Origin of the sequence: Flagellimonas alvinocaridis (assembly GCF_965248585.1) — a bacterium.
Taxonomy (GTDB): Bacteria; Bacteroidota; Bacteroidia; order Flavobacteriales; family Flavobacteriaceae; genus Flagellimonas; species Flagellimonas alvinocaridis.
Genome location: NZ_OZ252111.1, coordinates 657,047 through 673,125 on the forward strand (window position 1 = coordinate 657,047; position 16,079 = coordinate 673,125).

The following is a 16,079-nucleotide window of genomic DNA, read 5'->3' on the forward strand; positions in this document are numbered from 1 at the left end:
TCACTGAACCACTTTAATCCATTGTCCTTTGTTTCGGGCTTGGTAGTTGTTGTCGTACATGGCTTCGGCTTGTGCTCCAGGCAGATAGTAATCGCCTAGGAACGAAGCATTCAGTTTTATCGTGAAGCTTTTCGATTTTTTCGGACCAAGATCAAAATATAGGTGGGTACGGTCGTCCCTTGTATCCACATAATCCGCTTTGGAAGCATTGCCATTGTCACTACCCGCATAGGAAGTGTCCACAATCTCCCATCCGCTGGGTACAATATGGGTCAGGGCCACATTGTCCACATAATCATTGGAACTGTTGTAAACCGTGATTTTTGCCTGGAATTCGCTTCCCTGTCTAAGCTCGTTCACATTGATGGCGTTGCCAATGGCATCCAGATAGGCCACAGATAGATTCAAGTTTTGCTGTTGCGCCAATTCTTCACCAACGGGAAGTTTCCCGGTTTGTGTGAGGGTGGCATAAATGGTATTACCCTGTTTGTTGTTTATCTGTACCGCATTGCTGAAAGCAGTAATGGCAAGGCCTCTTTGGGCAATGGCCCTATCGGTTTTTACCGCTGTTTCTTTTCCATTTTGGGTAAAAGTCAAATCGATGGACTTACCACCGTTCCTCAACACCATTTTAGACATGGAGAGTAAGGCATAAGCCGTTTCTTGGGTGCTGTACCAACGTTGTGATGATAGGTTTTTGGCCAAGGAAATTGCTAATTCCCGTTGCTGGGCATCCCCCAAAATGACCAAGGTTTCCAAGGCCATGGCCCGGTTTCGGAACACGGAACCATAGGTTCTGTAATTGTAATTGTTGGGAGTGAAATCGATGTTCGCCTTTTGCGCAATCTCTTGTGCCACTTCTTTCTTTCCAGCCAAGGCGTAGGCTGCCGCCAAACGCCATTTGGCCTCATTGCTCAGGTTCTTGGATTCGCGGAGTCGGTTCATGGCCGCCAATTCCGGTTGTTGTGCCAAGGCCAAGGTGTATAGTCGATAGGCCTGCGCAACATCGGTGTTGTATCCCGTAGCCTGATTGCTCCATTGGCGGGCCGTGTTCTTTTGGTATCGAAGCCAATTACTCAAGAAGGTCAATGGCAGTTGATAGCCTTGTTGTTTGGCTTCCAACATAAAATGACCGGCATACGAAGTGCCCCAATCATCAGCATTGCCATAACCGGCCCAATAGCTGAGTCCGCCAGATGGGGTTTGAAAATCACCCAACCTGCGTATGGCCGCCTTTACATTTTTCTCGATGTCTTTTTTTCGCTCAAAGGTGATGTCCAAGACATCGGCCAAGAACAACTGCGGGAATGCTGCGGAAGTCGTCTGCTCCACACAGCCATGGGGGTAGCGTAGTAGATAATCCATCCGTTTTGAGAAATCCATGGGAGGGAGGGTAGAGAATTCCACAAAAGCCTCATTGGTTCCCGAAGTGCCGAAGGTGTCAAAGGATAGGGTCTGTGAACCATTGGCGTCGATGGTGTACAGTTCACTCTTTGTGGTGATGGGGTTGGGGTTTTCCACATCAATCTCGGTTTCACTACTGGCATTTTCCCCAGCGCCCGAAGCTTTGACCTTTATGGTTTGGTAGGAGGTCGCGGGATTGACTTTAAAATCAAAATTCACGATCTGTTCCCCAACCGAGCTGAACGTAATGTTTTTGGAGGTGCCTTCAACGGGTTCCAAGGCTTTGCCCGCATCAATGGAAACCGTTACGTTTTTCACTTTGGGTTCCATGGCAAAGACCGTCACAGGGATGGTCACTTTTTCGCCGGGGGACAATTTTCTGGGAATGGAGGTCAATACCATCAGAGGCTTGCGTACCGGAGCGGTTTTTTCGGTGTTTCCATAAGCGCTGTTGCCATTTCCGGCGACCACCATGGTCCGGACAGCGCCTACATAATTGGGCATATCAATGGTATGGGATGCTTTTTCGCCAGCTTTTAAGGTGAAGGGACCCAAATAGGTGACTACAGGTTTAAAGCGTTGTGCCTTGCGATTTTTGGCCCCGGCTCCGATTCCACCCCCACCAATGGCGTAAATATTATCCACACTGATGGAATAAGCACCCATGACATCATCAAAAATATCAAAGGTCTTTACGCCCAATGCCTGTCTTGCATAGAACGAACTGTGGATGTCAGGAGTCTTGAAACGGGTCAGGTCAAATAGACCTTCGTCCACCACGGCCAAGGAATAGGTCATGGGTTTTTTATTGGCCTCCGAAACCGATATGGTATAGGATTTCTCAGGTTGCAGCACCTCGGGCATGGAAAGTTGTGGTTCCAAAAAGGTGGCCGGGTTTTCAACCAAAAGGGGTACCACGCCATACAGACGGATGGGCAGATCATTCTTTACCTGTCCATGGGGTTGCAACAACGAGATATTGATATAGGCATTGGGTGCCATTTCGGCCGTGATGGGAATCGTGGCCTTGGTTTCTTGGGCCGAGGTCTCGATCCATTGTTGGGAAAGGACTTCGGTTCCATTTTCAATACTGATCAAAGCGCGTCCACCTCTATCCGAAGGGAAAGTGACCACGGCTTCCTCACCCAATTGGTATTTTTCTTTATCGGCAGAGAAAACCAGAATTTTGGAACTTTCGGTATCCCCGGAAGTGGGCCTTTTCCACCAATTCCGGTAGAAATAGGCAGTTCGGCCCGTAGCATGGCCGGAGGCTTCATCGATTACCCGAATCAGGAAACGCCCACCCTCCTCATCGGGAACATTGATGTTGAAGTTGGCTTTTCCATCGGCACCCGTAGTTAGTTCCATTTCCTTGAAGGGACGGTGTACCGTGGCATTTTCATATCGTGAGAGATTGTCATACCCCCGGTTCCACCACCAACGCCATTCAATTTTGAATACTTGAACCTTTAATTTTCGGTTGCCTGATGGCTTCCCTTGATCATTGACCGAGACCACGTCAAAAGAGGTGTTCTCATCGGTGAGGAAGGAGCCATATCGTTTGGCCTCTGGGGAGCGAAGCCCTACAAAATGTGAAAATGGCGCCAATTTTTTGGAGAAGACATCGATGGAGAAGTCCCCACCGCCTTCAAACACCTTAGTGGTAAAAGTGGCCTGCAGCATGCCGGGGGCATTGCCATTGATGCTGATTTTTTCGTTGATGTCCAAAACCCCTTTGGCATCCAGTTTTGAGGTAATCCATTGTAGCTCTGTCTGGTTGAAACTCCGCACGGGATCTTGGAAAACGTACCCCTTGAAGTTGGGGAATGCGCTGCTACTTTGTTGCAAGGAGGCATTGATATCGATCTTAAGATTTCGGGCAGGTGCTCCGTGCAACCATTGCACCGTTGCTTTTCCCTTATTGTTGGTGTTGGCCTTAAGGACTTCATCGTCAAAGGCAAAATCCACCTTGAGCCTGTTGGGCTTTACGGTGGCCACCTTTAAACTCTTGTTGAACTGGGCCCCTCCCACAATGATTTTGGCATTCCATGTCCCTGTGGGGGAATTGGGTTGGGTGGGAATGGGGAAATAGTGGAACTTTTCCTCTTTTTTGGCATAGAGTCCTTCAGATATGGGAGCGGCTTCCCCTGTGAGCACATTGCGCTGCACCAATTTGCCCCTGGCATCACTGACCTCCAAGGTTACAGGATGATCTTTGGGCAAGGGATTGCCTTTGTCGTCCAAGACAAAGGTAAGGTGGATGACATCGCCCGGGCGATGCACCCCTCTCTCGGTATAAATGAAACCTTGAAGCCCCTTTTGAAGTTCTTCCCCTGAGACATCAAATTTGCTTAAGGAAAGGGCATTGCCATCCGCTAGTTTGGCATAGGCAAAGTTGTTGTTCTTTTGGGCCACGGCAAAAGCAATGGACTTATCGCTGTCAAAAACAGCAAACCCAGAAGCATCCGTGGTCACTTCACCCACCAATTGCTGTTGGAAATTGTACAGTTTTATGGGAGTGTCGGCTTCCGGTTTGGTAGTCAGTAGATTGGTCACTGCAAAATGATGGGAGCGATTGTTCCCCTTTTTTACGATAAGCCCAAGATCACTGCCCAATAAGTTGGTGGATGCAATACGATCGTAGTTGTAATAGGCTTCATGACATGGATTGTCACGCTCTTCCCAGTTGTAGTTGTAGTTTCTCCAATAGTAGATTTCATTGTCCCAATAGCGTTCCTCCAGAGATTCATCGCTGGAGCTTTGGGAAGTGTACTCTTGGGTTTCTTCTGGGTTGTCCGTATTGTCACAATCATAGGTGGTATGCTCTTTTTTAAAACTGAATTCCACTCGGTACAGGGAACCAGGATGAATTTTTATCAACTCGGATAGGTCCAATGCATGGGCCTTCCAGTAGCTTGAGTTTTCAGTTCCGTTTTCCGCCAAGGGAATGACCTTGTAGGCTACCCTTCGCCCCACAGGTCTAAAATCGGGGTCGTAATCTTGGGTGAGGTCATTGTTTTGGAGGTATTGCAGCATATTGTTCTCAAACACCTGGATCACCCGTACTTCAACGGCGGAAAGGTTCACGGTTTCAAAATAAATGGGCGTGGATGCCGCATTGGGCAGAATGGTTCCTTTGGAAATGAGTCGGACAGCAGGTTTTAATTGCTCAAAGGAAACCAGTTCCGAAAATGTGTTTTTTAAGGTAAAGCCATATTCACTTTTAATACCCTCAAAGGCATTGACCCGAACCTCGTCCAAGATGCGGTTGGATGGATATACTTTGAGCAAGTTCCCATCAATTTCATAACGGAGGCTCTCCGCATTTTCAATGGTGACCAGACCCTTTAAATTTTGGTTTGGTTTAAGGGGTTCTGAAAAATTAAGGGTCAGTACCGCGTTGGGTGCCGAAGTGGTCTTGGCGTCCACAATCACAAATTTGTTCAATCCTGGAATGGGATAGGTCTCGGAGCCTTGGTTGTCTACGCCCAAAGCCTTTCCGTTCCAATTGATGAGCAGCTCACTGTCCTCTGCTTTTCGGGAAATACTATCGATTCGGAAACTAAAATATTGGGCATTTTCCGTGGTTTCGTCCCATGTGACCGGTACGTCGTTGCCATCTTGTTGTACGGAAAGTACTTGAATGGCTTTTGAGGCTTCCAAGATATCGGAAGCATCCAAGGTCCCTGTCAAATATTGCCAATCCTTACTATAGGATTGCAGGGTGCCCAAATTGATCTTGAAGTTTGGGGCAATGGTCGTAAAGCTGAAGGTGTATTTTTTAAAATCCCCCTCGATACCCTCATAAAGCTTGTTTAGGGCTACCGTGATTGTGTATTCCGTATCTGGTTTTAGATATTCCGAAGGTTGGAAGGTAAGTTCCCGTCCATTTTCTATGATCAGTTTTCCATCGACCTTGGGAGAAATCTTGAAATATTCATTGGGGAGTTCTTGGGTAAGTTCGAATTGTTCCAGCTGCTGGGCAAGGGCAACGGTAATGGGTGTTGAAATACTTTGTTTGCCATGGGTATGGTAACTGATATAATCCTTGAACTTAAAGAGGTTGTCCGTTGCGGTTTCATCAGATTTTTTCTTACAGGAAACAGCTAAAACAAGTAGGGATACGAAGAGAAATTTACAAAAGTGGGACATGCCAAACGGGAATTGATTAAACTAAGATTTTGCCAGAACCAAGATAGTTAAAATTGGATACAAGGCCTTTACTAGTTTACGGATGGCGTCTATGGATTTACGAATAGATTCTTAGACTAGGATGTCTCATTATGAAACATTTATGATTTCTCTAAGATTGATTGAATGATAAAAGGAATATCTTGAATCCCATCAACAACCATCAAAAAACAACATCATGATTCAAAAATTAAGTGTATTCTTTTTGGCAATGGTCACTTTTGGGACACTTCAGGCCCAGTCAGATTATCAATTGGTAGAGCAAACCGTAAATTATTATCTGGACGGAGGGACCAATAACGATTTTGAAACCTTAAAAAAGGCTTTTCACGAAACTGCCACGATGAAATTCATTGGTAAAGAGGGATATACTGAGGTGAACGCCATTGAATTCTTTGGAAAAGGAATGAAACCAGGACCGAAACAGGACAGACAAACGAGAATTGCAGATATCACTATTGCAGGGAATGCGGCCAACGCAAGATTAGAAATTGAATATCCCACATTTACCTTTATTGATTTCATGAATCTGCTGAAGATTGATGGGGAGTGGAAAATTGTGAGCAAGATTTTTTATAGGAAAGTAGATTAGATAGCAGGCTTACCAACCTCCAGAGGCACCGCCCCCGCCGAAGCCGCCCCCACCGAAGCCACCACCAAAACCGCCGCCACCGAAGCCGCCGCTGCTCCCAAAACCTCCAGAAGAACTGGAACTACGGCCCATATTGCTGAGGATGATCATGTCCCAGATATCGAGACCGCTGCCTTTACGTCCACCACCTCTACCATTGTTGTTCTTTCGACTCCAAAGGATGATTAGGATAACGATGAAAATAATAAAAGGGAGCAGGGCCTTGAAAGGAAACCCTGGGGTGTTTCCAAAGGTTCGGTCTTCTGTGAACTCTCCATTAAGGACCTGAAAAATGGCATCGGCCCCTTTGTCCAGACCACTATAATAATCTCCTCGCTTAAATTCAGGGATGATAACGGACTCAATGATGCGCTTCGACATAAAATCAGTCAGGGAGCCTTCCACACCATAACCTGTGTTAATGGCAATCCTTCTGTCGTCCCTTGCCAAAAGCACCAAGACGCCATTGTCCTTATCTGCTTGTCCTATGCCCCATTTCTGCCCCCATTGCGCTCCCAAATAATTAATGTTTTCCCCTTCCGTGGAACTGATTATGGCAATTACAATTTGTGTGGAGGTACTGTCCGAATATCGGATAAGCTTTTGCTCCAAAGCTTGACTTTGGGATGAAGAGAGTAGATTTACATAATCATAGACGCTGGTCTGCTTTTGGGGTTTTTCGGGTATGGTAAATTGCCCCCATGTTAAGGAAAAGCTTAAAAAGGCAAGTATAAGAAGGCTACCCTTTGGATATGGCATCGCTTAGTTCATTCGTATCGTTATGGTCCCATGGAAAATGGGCCTCCAGTTCTTTTCCCGCCATGAGGACCCCTTCAACAATACCTTGTTTAAAGTTACCATTTTTAAAGTGCGAAGCCATGACATCCTTGGTGGTGTCCCAAAACCCTTTCGGCACGGCACGGTCAATACCTTTGTCACCATAGATCACAAATTTTTTGTCGTCCACGGCTACATAGATGAGTACCCCGTTGGCTTCCTTGGTATTGTCCATTTTCAAAAAATGGAATAACTGTTGAGCCCTACTGAAATGGTCTATTTTGGAAGTAGCTTCAATGTGTACACGGACTTCACCAGAGGTGTTTTTCTCGGCTGCAATGATGGCATCGATGATTTCTTGTTCTTCCTCTGCCGTTAAAAATTCCTCTACGTGTGACATGTCTATTCAAAATCGAAGTTGACATCCGGAGCATTTTCGGCACCAGAATTGGAAGCGAACAAGGCCATTTCATCAAAATTAGCCAAGCTAGCTATAATATTGGTGGGTATTTGCTTGATTTTGATATTGTATTCCCCAGCCAGATCATTGAATCGGTTCCGTTCCACATTGATTCTATTTTCTGTGCCCTCAAGCTGTGATTGTAATTCCAGAAAGTTTTGATTGGCCTTAAGTTCCGGATAGCGTTCCACGGTCACCAAAAGTCGGGACAATGCAGAGGATAACCCGGTTTGCGCCTGCTGGAACTCGGCCAATTGTTCAGCGGTAAGGTTATTGGCATCTATGGTGGTTGAAGTGGCCTTGGCCCTAGCTTCGATTACCTCGGTAAGGGTTTCGCGTTCAAAGTCCGCAGCACCCTGAACCGTTTTTACCAAGTTGCCAATAAGGTCGCTTCTTCGTTGATAGGAGCTTTCCACATTGGCCCATTGTTTTGTGGCCTGTCCCTTCATATCGACCAGCATATTATTGGTGCGGATATACCAACCTCCAATGATTCCCCCCAATACAATTAGGATGATAATGGCGATGATACCTTTTTTCATTTTCTATGGTTTAGTGTTATAGTTGTTCTTTGATTTTTATGAGCTCTGCCTTGACCTTTTGTAACTTTTGGATGACCTCAAAGGTGGAAAGTGTCTTTTGCTTCTCTTCCTTTAAATGGATTTTGGCACCCTCCAAGGTAAAACCACGTTCCTTGACCAAATGATAAATCAATTGCAAGTTGTGGATGTCCTGTGGAGTAAACTTGCGGTTGCCTTTGGCATTTTTTTTAGGTTGAAGTACATCAAACTCTTTCTCCCAAAAACGGATAAGGGAGGTGTTCACTCCAAATGCCTTGGCCACTTCGCCAATGCCATAGTATCGTTTTTCGGGAAGTTCTACGTGCATTAATCCAGGGATTGGTTCTCTTGGTTGGCAAACTTGAGCATATTGTCAAACTCTTCAGCCGTTAAACTTCCATAGTAGAAGTTAATGGGGTTGATGCGCTCCCCGTCTTTAAAGATCTCATAATGCAAATGCGGGGCTTCGGACCGCCCTGTGTTTCCTACAAAACCAATGAGGTCTCCCCGCTTTACTTTTTGACCCACGGTTACGTTGTACTTGCTCAAGTGTGCATATAGGGATACATAACCATATCCATGGTCTATTCGGATATGTTTTCCATAACCGGAAGACCTATTGTCCGAACGGGTAACTTTTCCATCACCGGACGCATAGATCGGGGTGCCGCGCGGTGCAGTGAAATCCATGCCCCAGTGCATTTTACGGGCTTTGGTAAAGGGATCGGAACGCCAACCATAACCAGAGGCCATTCGGGTTAGATTTTCGTTGCTCACAGGCTGGATGGCTGGGATGGCTGCCAATAATTTCTCTTTCTCCTCGGCCAATTTGGCAATTTCATCCAACGACTTGGATTGGATTACCATCTGTTTTTGGATGATGTCCAACCGCTTTGTAGCATTTATAATAATTTCGGAGTTGTTGAAGCCTTCTAAGGATTTGTATCGGTTTACCCCACCAAAACCAGCTCTACGTTGCTCTTCTGGGATAGGATTGGCTTCAAAATACAAGCGGTAGATATTGTTGTCGCGGTCTTCAATATTGGCAAGAACCTGTTCCATCTGTTCCATTTTCTTACCCAATATTTCATATTGGAGCTCATAATTGCGAACTTCACGTTCCAACGAAAGCTCTTTGGGAGTATTCACCCAACGGGTATTCAATAGAATGGTAAGGCCTAAAAAACCAAACAGGGCAGATGCCAAAAGAAACAGAAAAAGATTCCTGTATTTTTTGGATTTCTTTGGTTCGATCTTTCTATAGGAAAGCGTATCCGGGTCGTAATAGTACTTAACTTTAGACATGAAGGGATTTTATCCTATTTTTGCTCACTCTTTTTATCAAAACAAGCAAATATAAAAATTGTTTTGCTTAAAGTGTTAAATTTAAGAAAACCCTAGCAATTGCAATGACATCCCAAGAAGTTAGAACCCAATTTTTAAACTTTTTCAAAGAGAAGAACCATAAAATAGTACCTTCTGCACCCATGGTGATGAAGAACGACCCCACTTTGATGTTCACCAATGCCGGCATGAACCAGTTCAAGGAGTTTTTCTTGGGAAACACCGTTCCAAAATCCAAACGGGTCACGGACACCCAAAAATGTCTTCGGGTAAGCGGTAAGCACAACGATTTGGAGGAAGTGGGCAAGGATACCTACCACCATACCATGTTTGAGATGTTGGGCAACTGGAGTTTTGGGGATTATTTCAAGAAAGAAGCCATCCAATGGGCTTGGGAATTGCTGACCGAAGTTTATAAGATTGACAAAGATAGCTTGTACGTTTCCGTTTTTGAAGGCATTAAGGATGCCGATCAACTGGAAATGGACAAGGAAGCCTATGATCTATGGAAGGCCATAGTGCCCGAGGACCGCATCATCATGGGGAATAAGAAGGACAATTTCTGGGAAATGGGAGATCAAGGCCCTTGTGGTCCCTGTTCCGAAATCCATGTGGACCTTCGTTCCAAAGAAGAAAAAGCAAAAGTTCCCGGTGCATCGCTGGTCAACCAAGATGACCCGCTTGTGGTTGAAATCTGGAACTTGGTATTCATACAGTATAATAGAAAGGCCAATGGTGATTTGGAGGACCTCCCCGAAAAGCATATTGATACCGGAATGGGCTTTGAACGCCTGTGTATGGCATTGCAAGGGGTGAAATCCAATTACGATACCGATGTGTTTACCCCCCTCATTCGTGAAATCGATACCATTACCGGGCAAAAATATGGGAAGAATGAAGAGACGGATATAGCCATTAGGGTAGTGGCAGACCACATCCGTGCGGTGGCCTTTGCCATTGCCGATGGGCAGTTGCCGAGCAACACCGGAGCGGGCTATGTTATCCGAAGGATACTCCGTAGGGCCATCCGTTATGGCTTTACATTCTTGGGGACCAAGCAACCTTTTATCTACCGGTTGGTAAATGTTTTGGTGGAAAGTATGGGAAAAGCCTTTCCCGAACTACCCAAACACCGCCAATTGATTGAGAATGTGATCAAGGAGGAAGAAAATTCCTTTTTGGGCACCTTGGAGCAAGGATTGGTGCTGTTGGATTCGGTCATTAAATCTTCAAAAGATAAAACTGTTTCAGGGGAAAAAGCTTTCGAATTATACGATACCTTCGGATTCCCTATCGACCTTACTTCTCTGATCTTGGAAGAGAAAGGATATAAATTGGATGTGGAAGGTTTTGAAAAGGCCTTAAAAGCCCAAAAGGACCGTTCACGTGCAGCTTCCGAAGTCTCTAAGGACGATTGGACGGTGTTGATGAAGGATTCCGAAGAAGAATTCATTGGGTATGATAGCCTTGAGGCAACCGTAAAGTTGGTGAAATATAGAAAGGTGACCAGCAAAAAGGAAGGTGATCAATATCAACTTGTGTTCAATCTTACCCCGTTCTATGCCGAGGGAGGTGGACAGGTAGGCGACAAAGGGTATCTGGAGGCATCCAATGGAGATGTGACCTACATTGTGGACACCAAACGAGAAAATAATGAAATTGTCCATTTTGCCGACGGTCTTCCCAAAGATGTTTCGGGAAGTTTTAAGGCCGTAGTGGATAAAAAGCAACGCTGGAGAACGGAATGTAACCATACAGCGACGCATTTGTTGCATCAGGCGCTTCGTGAGGTTTTGGGGGGTCATGTGGAACAAAAAGGTTCAGCGGTCCACTCCAAATACCTTCGTTTCGATTTCTCCCACTTCTCCAAATTGACCGTCAAGGAACTCCGGGATGTGGAAAATTTTGTCAATGCCCGTATTGAAGGCCAGTTGCCCTTTCAGGAAAACAGAAATGTGCCCATCAAGGAAGCCATGGAACAAGGAGCCATGGCGTTATTTGGTGAAAAATATGGGGATACCGTCCGTACGGTTCGTTTTGGTCAGTCCATAGAGCTTTGTGGCGGGACCCACGTAAAAAATACTGGTGACATCTGGCATTTCAAAATTGTTTCCGAAGGGGCCGTTGCGGCAGGAATTCGAAGGATAGAGGCCATTACCTCGGATGCGGCAAAGGATTTCTATTTCAAGAACAATCGTATGCTTTATGAAATCAAAGATTTGTTGAGCAATGCCCAGGATCCCGTAAAGGCGGTTGCTGGGTTGCAGGAAGAAAATACAGCCCTTAAAAAGCAGGTGGAGCAGTTGTTGAAAGACAAAGCCAAAGGACTTAAAAATGAGTTGATTTCCGAATTGAAGGATATCAATGGTGTTCAGTTTTTGGCTAAAAAGGTGGACTTGGATGCGGCAGGCATCAAAGATTTGTCCTTTGAGATTGGAGGGCAAGTTTCTGACGTATTCCTATTGCTCGCTGCGGAAAATGATGGAAAAGCATTGCTTTCGTGTTACATTTCCAAAGGTTTGGCGTCCAACAAGGGACTGAATGCCGGGAGCATTGTACGCGAACTGGGCAAGCATATCCAAGGAGGTGGGGGCGGACAGCCGTTCTTCGCCACTGCCGGGGGTAAAAATCCCGAAGGCATTCCGGTCGCTTTGGCAAATGCCGAAGAGATGATCAGGACAACAACGTAAGCATGGGCTTCTTCAACATAAAAAACATCAATTGGAAATACATCTTTGGGGAGATTTTCCTGCTGTTCGTGGGTATCAATCTGGCTATTTGGTTCAACAATTGGAACACGTCCAAGAGTATGGAAAAGGACAAGGTGGTGGCTTTGGAAAAGATTGAAGGGGAGATCAAGGCCAATTTGGACCAATTGGTGAAAGATCATGAAGTGAACCAAAAAATACCTTCCTTTTTTTCTGATTTTGACGCCCTAGAGGCTGAAGACGGGAGGTTTGTTACCTCACCCGAAACCATGGGGGCGCTTCAAAAAAAATATCCTGAATATATCCGGGAAGTGGATTCCACCGAAGTGGGTGATGGGCTCTATGCCTATCGAATCGATTCTTACATCAATTTGGAGATTACCGATTTGAGCAGTATTGCGTGGGAAATCTCAAAATCCACAGGAATATTCCATGAGTTTGGCTATGATTGCCTGTACGATCTGCAATCCCTGTACAATACCCAAGATCTGGTGAAAAACGAATTGAACAAGGCCACAGAAGCCTTGCGCAATACATCCATGAAGGATTTGGTGCGTACCCTGGGCATTTTAAATCAACTGGAAGAACAGTTGGAAAAGCAATACAGGGACATGCTCCAAAATATCAAGGACTGCAGATAAAACCCTTTTTCCATGAAGCTACAGACCATTGTTCCACTTCAAAAAGCAGAACAGCCTATCGATTATTCGAGCAAAATGCTGCTTTTGGGGTCCTGCTTTGTGGAAAATATGGGCGAAAAGTTGGACTATTACAAATTTAGGTCACTACAAAACCCATTCGGAATCCTATTTCACCCGCTTGCACTTGAAAATTTGGTAGCTCGTGAGCTGGCAGGTAAAACCTATCAAGAAGATGAGGTGTTTGAACAGAATGGGATTTGGCATTGCTTTGACGCTCATTCCGATTTGAATGCCCATTCAAGAGAAGCTTTGCTCAATCATCTCAACCAAAGGTTGCGGGAAACCAAATCGGAGCTGGAAAATGCCACCCATGTGATCATCACTTTGGGAACAGCTTGGGTGTACGAGAATATTGCTTCACGAAAAGTAGTCGCCAATTGCCATAAAGTGCCCCAAAAGGAGTTCGTGAAAAGATTGCTTACTCCGGAAGAAATACAGTCAAGTTTGGCCCGTTTGGTGGATTTGGTCCAACAAGTGAATCCAAAGGCGAACCTCATTTTTACCGTTTCACCTGTTAGGCATCTGAAAGACGGTTTTGTGGAAAATCAGCAAAGCAAATCACATCTAATTACCGCACTACATTCCGTTTTGTCATCTCGAGCGCAGTCGAGAGATGTATCCTACTTTCCGGCCTATGAAATCATGATGGACGAGCTGCGCGACTACCGTTTTTACGGAAAGGATTTGGTACATCCCAATGAATTGGCGGTGGAGTATATTTGGGAAAAGTTCAAGGATACATGGATTTCGCCCGATTGTTATTTAGTCATGGATGAGGTGGATGGTGTTCAAAAAGGATTGCTGCACCGCCCTTTCAACCCCGATTCCGAGGCCCATCAAACGTTCAGGAAATCGCTTCGCACAAAAATTACGTATCTTCAAGAGAGGTATCCTTTCATGAAATTCGAATAAATGAAGAAAATACTTATAGGAGCGGTCATTGCACTGGCCTCCGTATTGATCTACAAATCCTGTGCCGATGAACGGGAACGGAAAACGGTATTGCAGGAGAATTCCATGCTCATCCAACAGGAACTGAAAAATGTGTCTAAACTCATTGTGACCGAAGGCCACTTTGTGGAAGTATACAACTATAAGGATTCCAGGGAATTGTTCGGTTCCTTGGTCACGGCGAATAAAAAAGCTTTGGTGGTGGTAAATGCTGAGGTGACCATTGGCTACGACCTGTCCAAAATCGGGTATGAAATGGATGAGGTCAACAAGACCATTCGCATTACGGAAATTCCACAACCAGAGGTGAAGATCAATCCGGATTTTGAGTACTACGATGTCACGGCGGATTACTTCAATCCATTCAATGCGCAAGATTATAACGCCATCAAACGAAATGTGAATGTGTCCCTTTCCAAAAAGGTGGAAGCTTCCTCGTTGCGGAAAAATGCCCAGAACCGACTGTTGAGCGAACTTTCCCGAATCTATGTGCTCACCAACTCACTGGGATGGACCTTGGTCTATGGCGATGAAAGTGTTGATTCTCCCGAAAAACTAATCGACCTTCAAAAAACTGTGGTCGATTAAGCGAATGCCATCATCGATCAAATGTCCCACTTTGGGATTGTTCCGTTTGATATCCTCCAAATGGGATAGGATTTCTTCCTGAAACCCAATATTGTTCCCTTTTTTGGCCAATTCGTACAGCTCAACGGGCAACAACCAATCATGGGGATGGTTTTCCTTGAGTTCCTGAAATACCTTGTTACGGGAGATGGTCGTATTTTTTCCTTCCCTGAACTCCCGGATTTGTTGGTAATAGAGTTCCAGTTGTTGGCGTTCTGGACTTTTCTTGGGTTTGATGGTAGTTTCGGTGATCTCGTGGGTGATGAGGTCAAAACTGCCCAAATCGGCCGGACCGTTAAAAGCGGAGACCACATGTTGGCCTACGGCCATGTGGTATAGGCCCCATTCCGGAGCAAACAGTAATTTGCCGTTGTGGGTCACCGTACAGTTCTCAAAGGTTACCAAGAGAATCTTTCCTCTGAGGTTTCTAGTTCCGGTGATGATCGTCCCTTCAACTTTCACACCGCCTTCAAACTCCAAAGCGACTTTTTCGCCTTCGTAGATTTTATACGCTTTTAGATCACGGGGTCCCATATCCTCAATGGCAATGTTGATGCCTTTCAGTTTGCCCACGGGCATGCCAAAACCATCAGGATGCTGTGCTGTGCTGTGCCCTACCAATTCCTTTTCACGATAGGCCAGGGCCGTTGCGCCTTTGGTCTGGATGTATATGGGCTTGCCATCCTGTTCGAGGACATCATGGAACTGCCCCGAAACTTGTAGCCCGGTGCTCAGTTCAATGGTGCCCAATGCTTGGGATTCAATCAATTTTTGAACCCCCGATAGTCCACCCTTCCGCAAGGCCATGGTGTTGGCAAAGTCCTCCAAAACTTGACTCAAAAATGCAAAGTCGGGCGTAACGAACAATTGGGGTTGTGGTTTGGTAATATCGAACTCGGTATGCGCCGCCTCATTGGAATAGGGTATTTTTTTTACTTGGTCCGTCATGCACCATGCACTTTCCCCGATGGAGGAAAGCAATCCCGCCCCATAAATTTTAGGCGTATCCACCGTGCCAATAAGGCCGTATTCCACCGTCCACCAGTGCAGATTCCGGATCAAAGCCATTTCACTGGGCTTGCCCATGTTTTTTTGAAGGTGTTCTATGTGTTTTTCTGCTTCCTCGATTTCCTTTTCCGGGGTGCCATGGGCCTCCTTGATGATGCTCAGGTGTCGAACGGCATTGTACAGTTCATAATCCTTGGCACTGGAAATGGCCTTGCAGCCTATTTCCCCAAAACGGCGGAGGTACTCTGCGTATTCGGGATTGGCAATGATAGGAGCGTGCCCCGCACCCTCATGGATGATGTCCGGCGCCGGGGTGTATTCAATATTTTCCAATTGTCGGATATCCGAAGCAATGACCAGCACATTGTATGCTTGGAATTCCATAAAGGCCGATGGCGGGATAAACCCATCCACGGCCACGGCGGCCCAACCGATTTCCTTCAGGATTCGGTTCATGCCGTACATATTGGGGATATGATCTATGGAAATCCCGGTTTTTTTCAATCCATCCACATAAGAACTATGGGCCACGCGACTTAAATAGTCCACATTTTTGCGCATTACGTAACGCCATACCGCTTGGTCAATCGCGGTATAGTCCCCATAATTCTGCGGTTTTATGAACTGCTTGAGGTGCTTGGGCAATTTGTCCAGTATAGGATTGGATTCGTAACTCATAGGTGAATTTTGTACTGCCTAAAGATACGAAATCGTTAT

General features: G+C 45.7%; 12 protein-coding genes. 5 read left to right on the plus strand and 7 right to left on the minus strand.

Features of this window, described 5'->3' with window-relative positions; genetic code table 11:
• A complete protein-coding gene (locus tag ACP14V_RS02915; protein WP_272610712.1) occupies nt 1-5,556 on the minus strand; it encodes an alpha-2-macroglobulin family protein in 5,556 nt (1,851 codons plus the stop codon).
• Between the two features lie 217 nt (nt 5,557-5,773).
• Between ACP14V_RS02915 and ACP14V_RS02920 the strand changes: the two genes are divergently transcribed.
• Nucleotides 5,774-6,187 carry a nuclear transport factor 2 family protein gene (locus tag ACP14V_RS02920; protein WP_136567408.1) on the plus strand — a complete coding sequence of 138 codons (414 nt, stop codon included), beginning with the start codon at nt 5,774-5,776 and terminating at the stop codon, nt 6,185-6,187.
• 9 nt (nt 6,188-6,196) lie between these two features.
• Here the strand turns inward: ACP14V_RS02920 and ACP14V_RS02925 are convergent, their stop codons facing one another.
• From ACP14V_RS02925 to ACP14V_RS02945, 5 genes are read right to left on the minus strand one after another with little or no spacing between them, the layout of a single operon-like run.
• On the minus strand, nt 6,197-6,985 hold the full coding sequence (locus ACP14V_RS02925; RefSeq protein WP_272610711.1) for a TPM domain-containing protein: 789 nt from the start codon (nt 6,983-6,985) through the stop codon (nt 6,197-6,199).
• Nucleotides 6,966-7,403, minus strand: a complete 438-nt coding sequence (locus tag ACP14V_RS02930; RefSeq protein WP_272610710.1) for a TPM domain-containing protein — start codon at nt 7,401-7,403, stop codon at nt 6,966-6,968. Before ACP14V_RS02930 ends, ACP14V_RS02925 begins: the two co-directional genes overlap by 20 nt.
• A gap of 2 nt (nt 7,404-7,405) precedes the next feature.
• A complete protein-coding gene (locus ACP14V_RS02935) occupies nt 7,406-8,005 on the minus strand; it encodes a LemA family protein (RefSeq protein WP_272610709.1) in 600 nt (199 codons plus the stop codon).
• Between the two features lie 16 nt (nt 8,006-8,021).
• Nucleotides 8,022-8,351 carry a MerR family transcriptional regulator gene (locus ACP14V_RS02940; RefSeq protein WP_272610708.1) on the minus strand — a complete coding sequence of 110 codons (330 nt, stop codon included), beginning with the start codon at nt 8,349-8,351 and terminating at the stop codon, nt 8,022-8,024.
• Complete coding sequence (locus tag ACP14V_RS02945; protein ID WP_272610707.1) at nt 8,351-9,328, minus strand: M23 family metallopeptidase; 978 nt, start codon at nt 9,326-9,328, stop codon at nt 8,351-8,353. The genes ACP14V_RS02940 and ACP14V_RS02945 overlap by 1 nt, the downstream gene beginning before the upstream one ends.
• Nucleotides 9,329-9,432: 104 nt before the next feature.
• Here ACP14V_RS02945 and alaS point away from each other — a divergent pair, with 104 nt between their 5' ends.
• The 4 genes from alaS to ACP14V_RS02965 are packed head-to-tail and all read left to right on the plus strand — an operon-like array spanning nt 9,433 to nt 14,315.
• Nucleotides 9,433-12,057: an alanine--tRNA ligase gene (gene alaS, locus ACP14V_RS02950; RefSeq protein WP_272610706.1), complete on the plus strand. Its 2,625-nt coding sequence runs from the start codon at nt 9,433-9,435 to the stop codon at nt 12,055-12,057.
• A 2-nt stretch (nt 12,058-12,059) separates the two neighbouring features.
• Nucleotides 12,060-12,716 carry a hypothetical protein gene (locus tag ACP14V_RS02955; RefSeq protein WP_272610705.1) on the plus strand — a complete coding sequence of 219 codons (657 nt, stop codon included), beginning with the start codon at nt 12,060-12,062 and terminating at the stop codon, nt 12,714-12,716.
• Nucleotides 12,717-12,728: 12 nt separating this feature from the next.
• Entirely contained in the window at nt 12,729-13,688 is a 960-nt protein-coding gene (locus ACP14V_RS02960) for a GSCFA domain-containing protein (protein ID WP_272610704.1), read from the plus strand.
• On the plus strand, nt 13,689-14,315 hold the full coding sequence (locus ACP14V_RS02965) for a DUF4230 domain-containing protein (RefSeq protein ID WP_272610703.1): 627 nt from the start codon (nt 13,689-13,691) through the stop codon (nt 14,313-14,315).
• On the opposite strand, the gene ACP14V_RS02970 is transcribed toward ACP14V_RS02965, so the two are convergent.
• On the minus strand, nt 14,283-16,040 hold the full coding sequence (locus ACP14V_RS02970; RefSeq protein ID WP_272610702.1) for an aromatic amino acid hydroxylase: 1,758 nt from the start codon (nt 16,038-16,040) through the stop codon (nt 14,283-14,285). The two genes, ACP14V_RS02965 and ACP14V_RS02970, sit on opposite strands and share 33 nt — an antisense overlap.
• Between the last annotated feature and the right edge of the window lie 39 nt (nt 16,041-16,079).

Excerpts from the sequence above, each read along its gene's own strand:
- ACP14V_RS02960 (WP_272610704.1), top strand. The coding sequence starts at position 12,729 with ATGAAGCTACAGACCATTGTTCCACTTCAAAAAGCAGAACAGCCTATC.
- ACP14V_RS02970 (WP_272610702.1), bottom strand. The coding sequence starts at position 16,040 with ATGAGTTACGAATCCAATCCTATACTGGACAAATTGCCCAAGCACCTC.
- ACP14V_RS02935 (WP_272610709.1), bottom strand. The coding sequence starts at position 8,005 with ATGAAAAAAGGTATCATCGCCATTATCATCCTAATTGTATTGGGGGGA.
- ACP14V_RS02955 (WP_272610705.1), top strand. The coding sequence starts at position 12,060 with ATGGGCTTCTTCAACATAAAAAACATCAATTGGAAATACATCTTTGGG.
- ACP14V_RS02915 (WP_272610712.1), bottom strand. The coding sequence starts at position 5,556 with ATGTCCCACTTTTGTAAATTTCTCTTCGTATCCCTACTTGTTTTAGCT.
- alaS (WP_272610706.1), top strand. The coding sequence starts at position 9,433 with ATGACATCCCAAGAAGTTAGAACCCAATTTTTAAACTTTTTCAAAGAG.
- ACP14V_RS02925 (WP_272610711.1), bottom strand. The coding sequence starts at position 6,985 with ATGCCATATCCAAAGGGTAGCCTTCTTATACTTGCCTTTTTAAGCTTT.
- ACP14V_RS02930 (WP_272610710.1), bottom strand. The coding sequence starts at position 7,403 with ATGTCACACGTAGAGGAATTTTTAACGGCAGAGGAAGAACAAGAAATC.
- ACP14V_RS02920 (WP_136567408.1), top strand. The coding sequence starts at position 5,774 with ATGATTCAAAAATTAAGTGTATTCTTTTTGGCAATGGTCACTTTTGGG.
- ACP14V_RS02945 (WP_272610707.1), bottom strand. The coding sequence starts at position 9,328 with ATGTCTAAAGTTAAGTACTATTACGACCCGGATACGCTTTCCTATAGA.
- ACP14V_RS02965 (WP_272610703.1), top strand. The coding sequence starts at position 13,689 with ATGAAGAAAATACTTATAGGAGCGGTCATTGCACTGGCCTCCGTATTG.
- ACP14V_RS02940 (WP_272610708.1), bottom strand. The coding sequence starts at position 8,351 with ATGCACGTAGAACTTCCCGAAAAACGATACTATGGCATTGGCGAAGTG.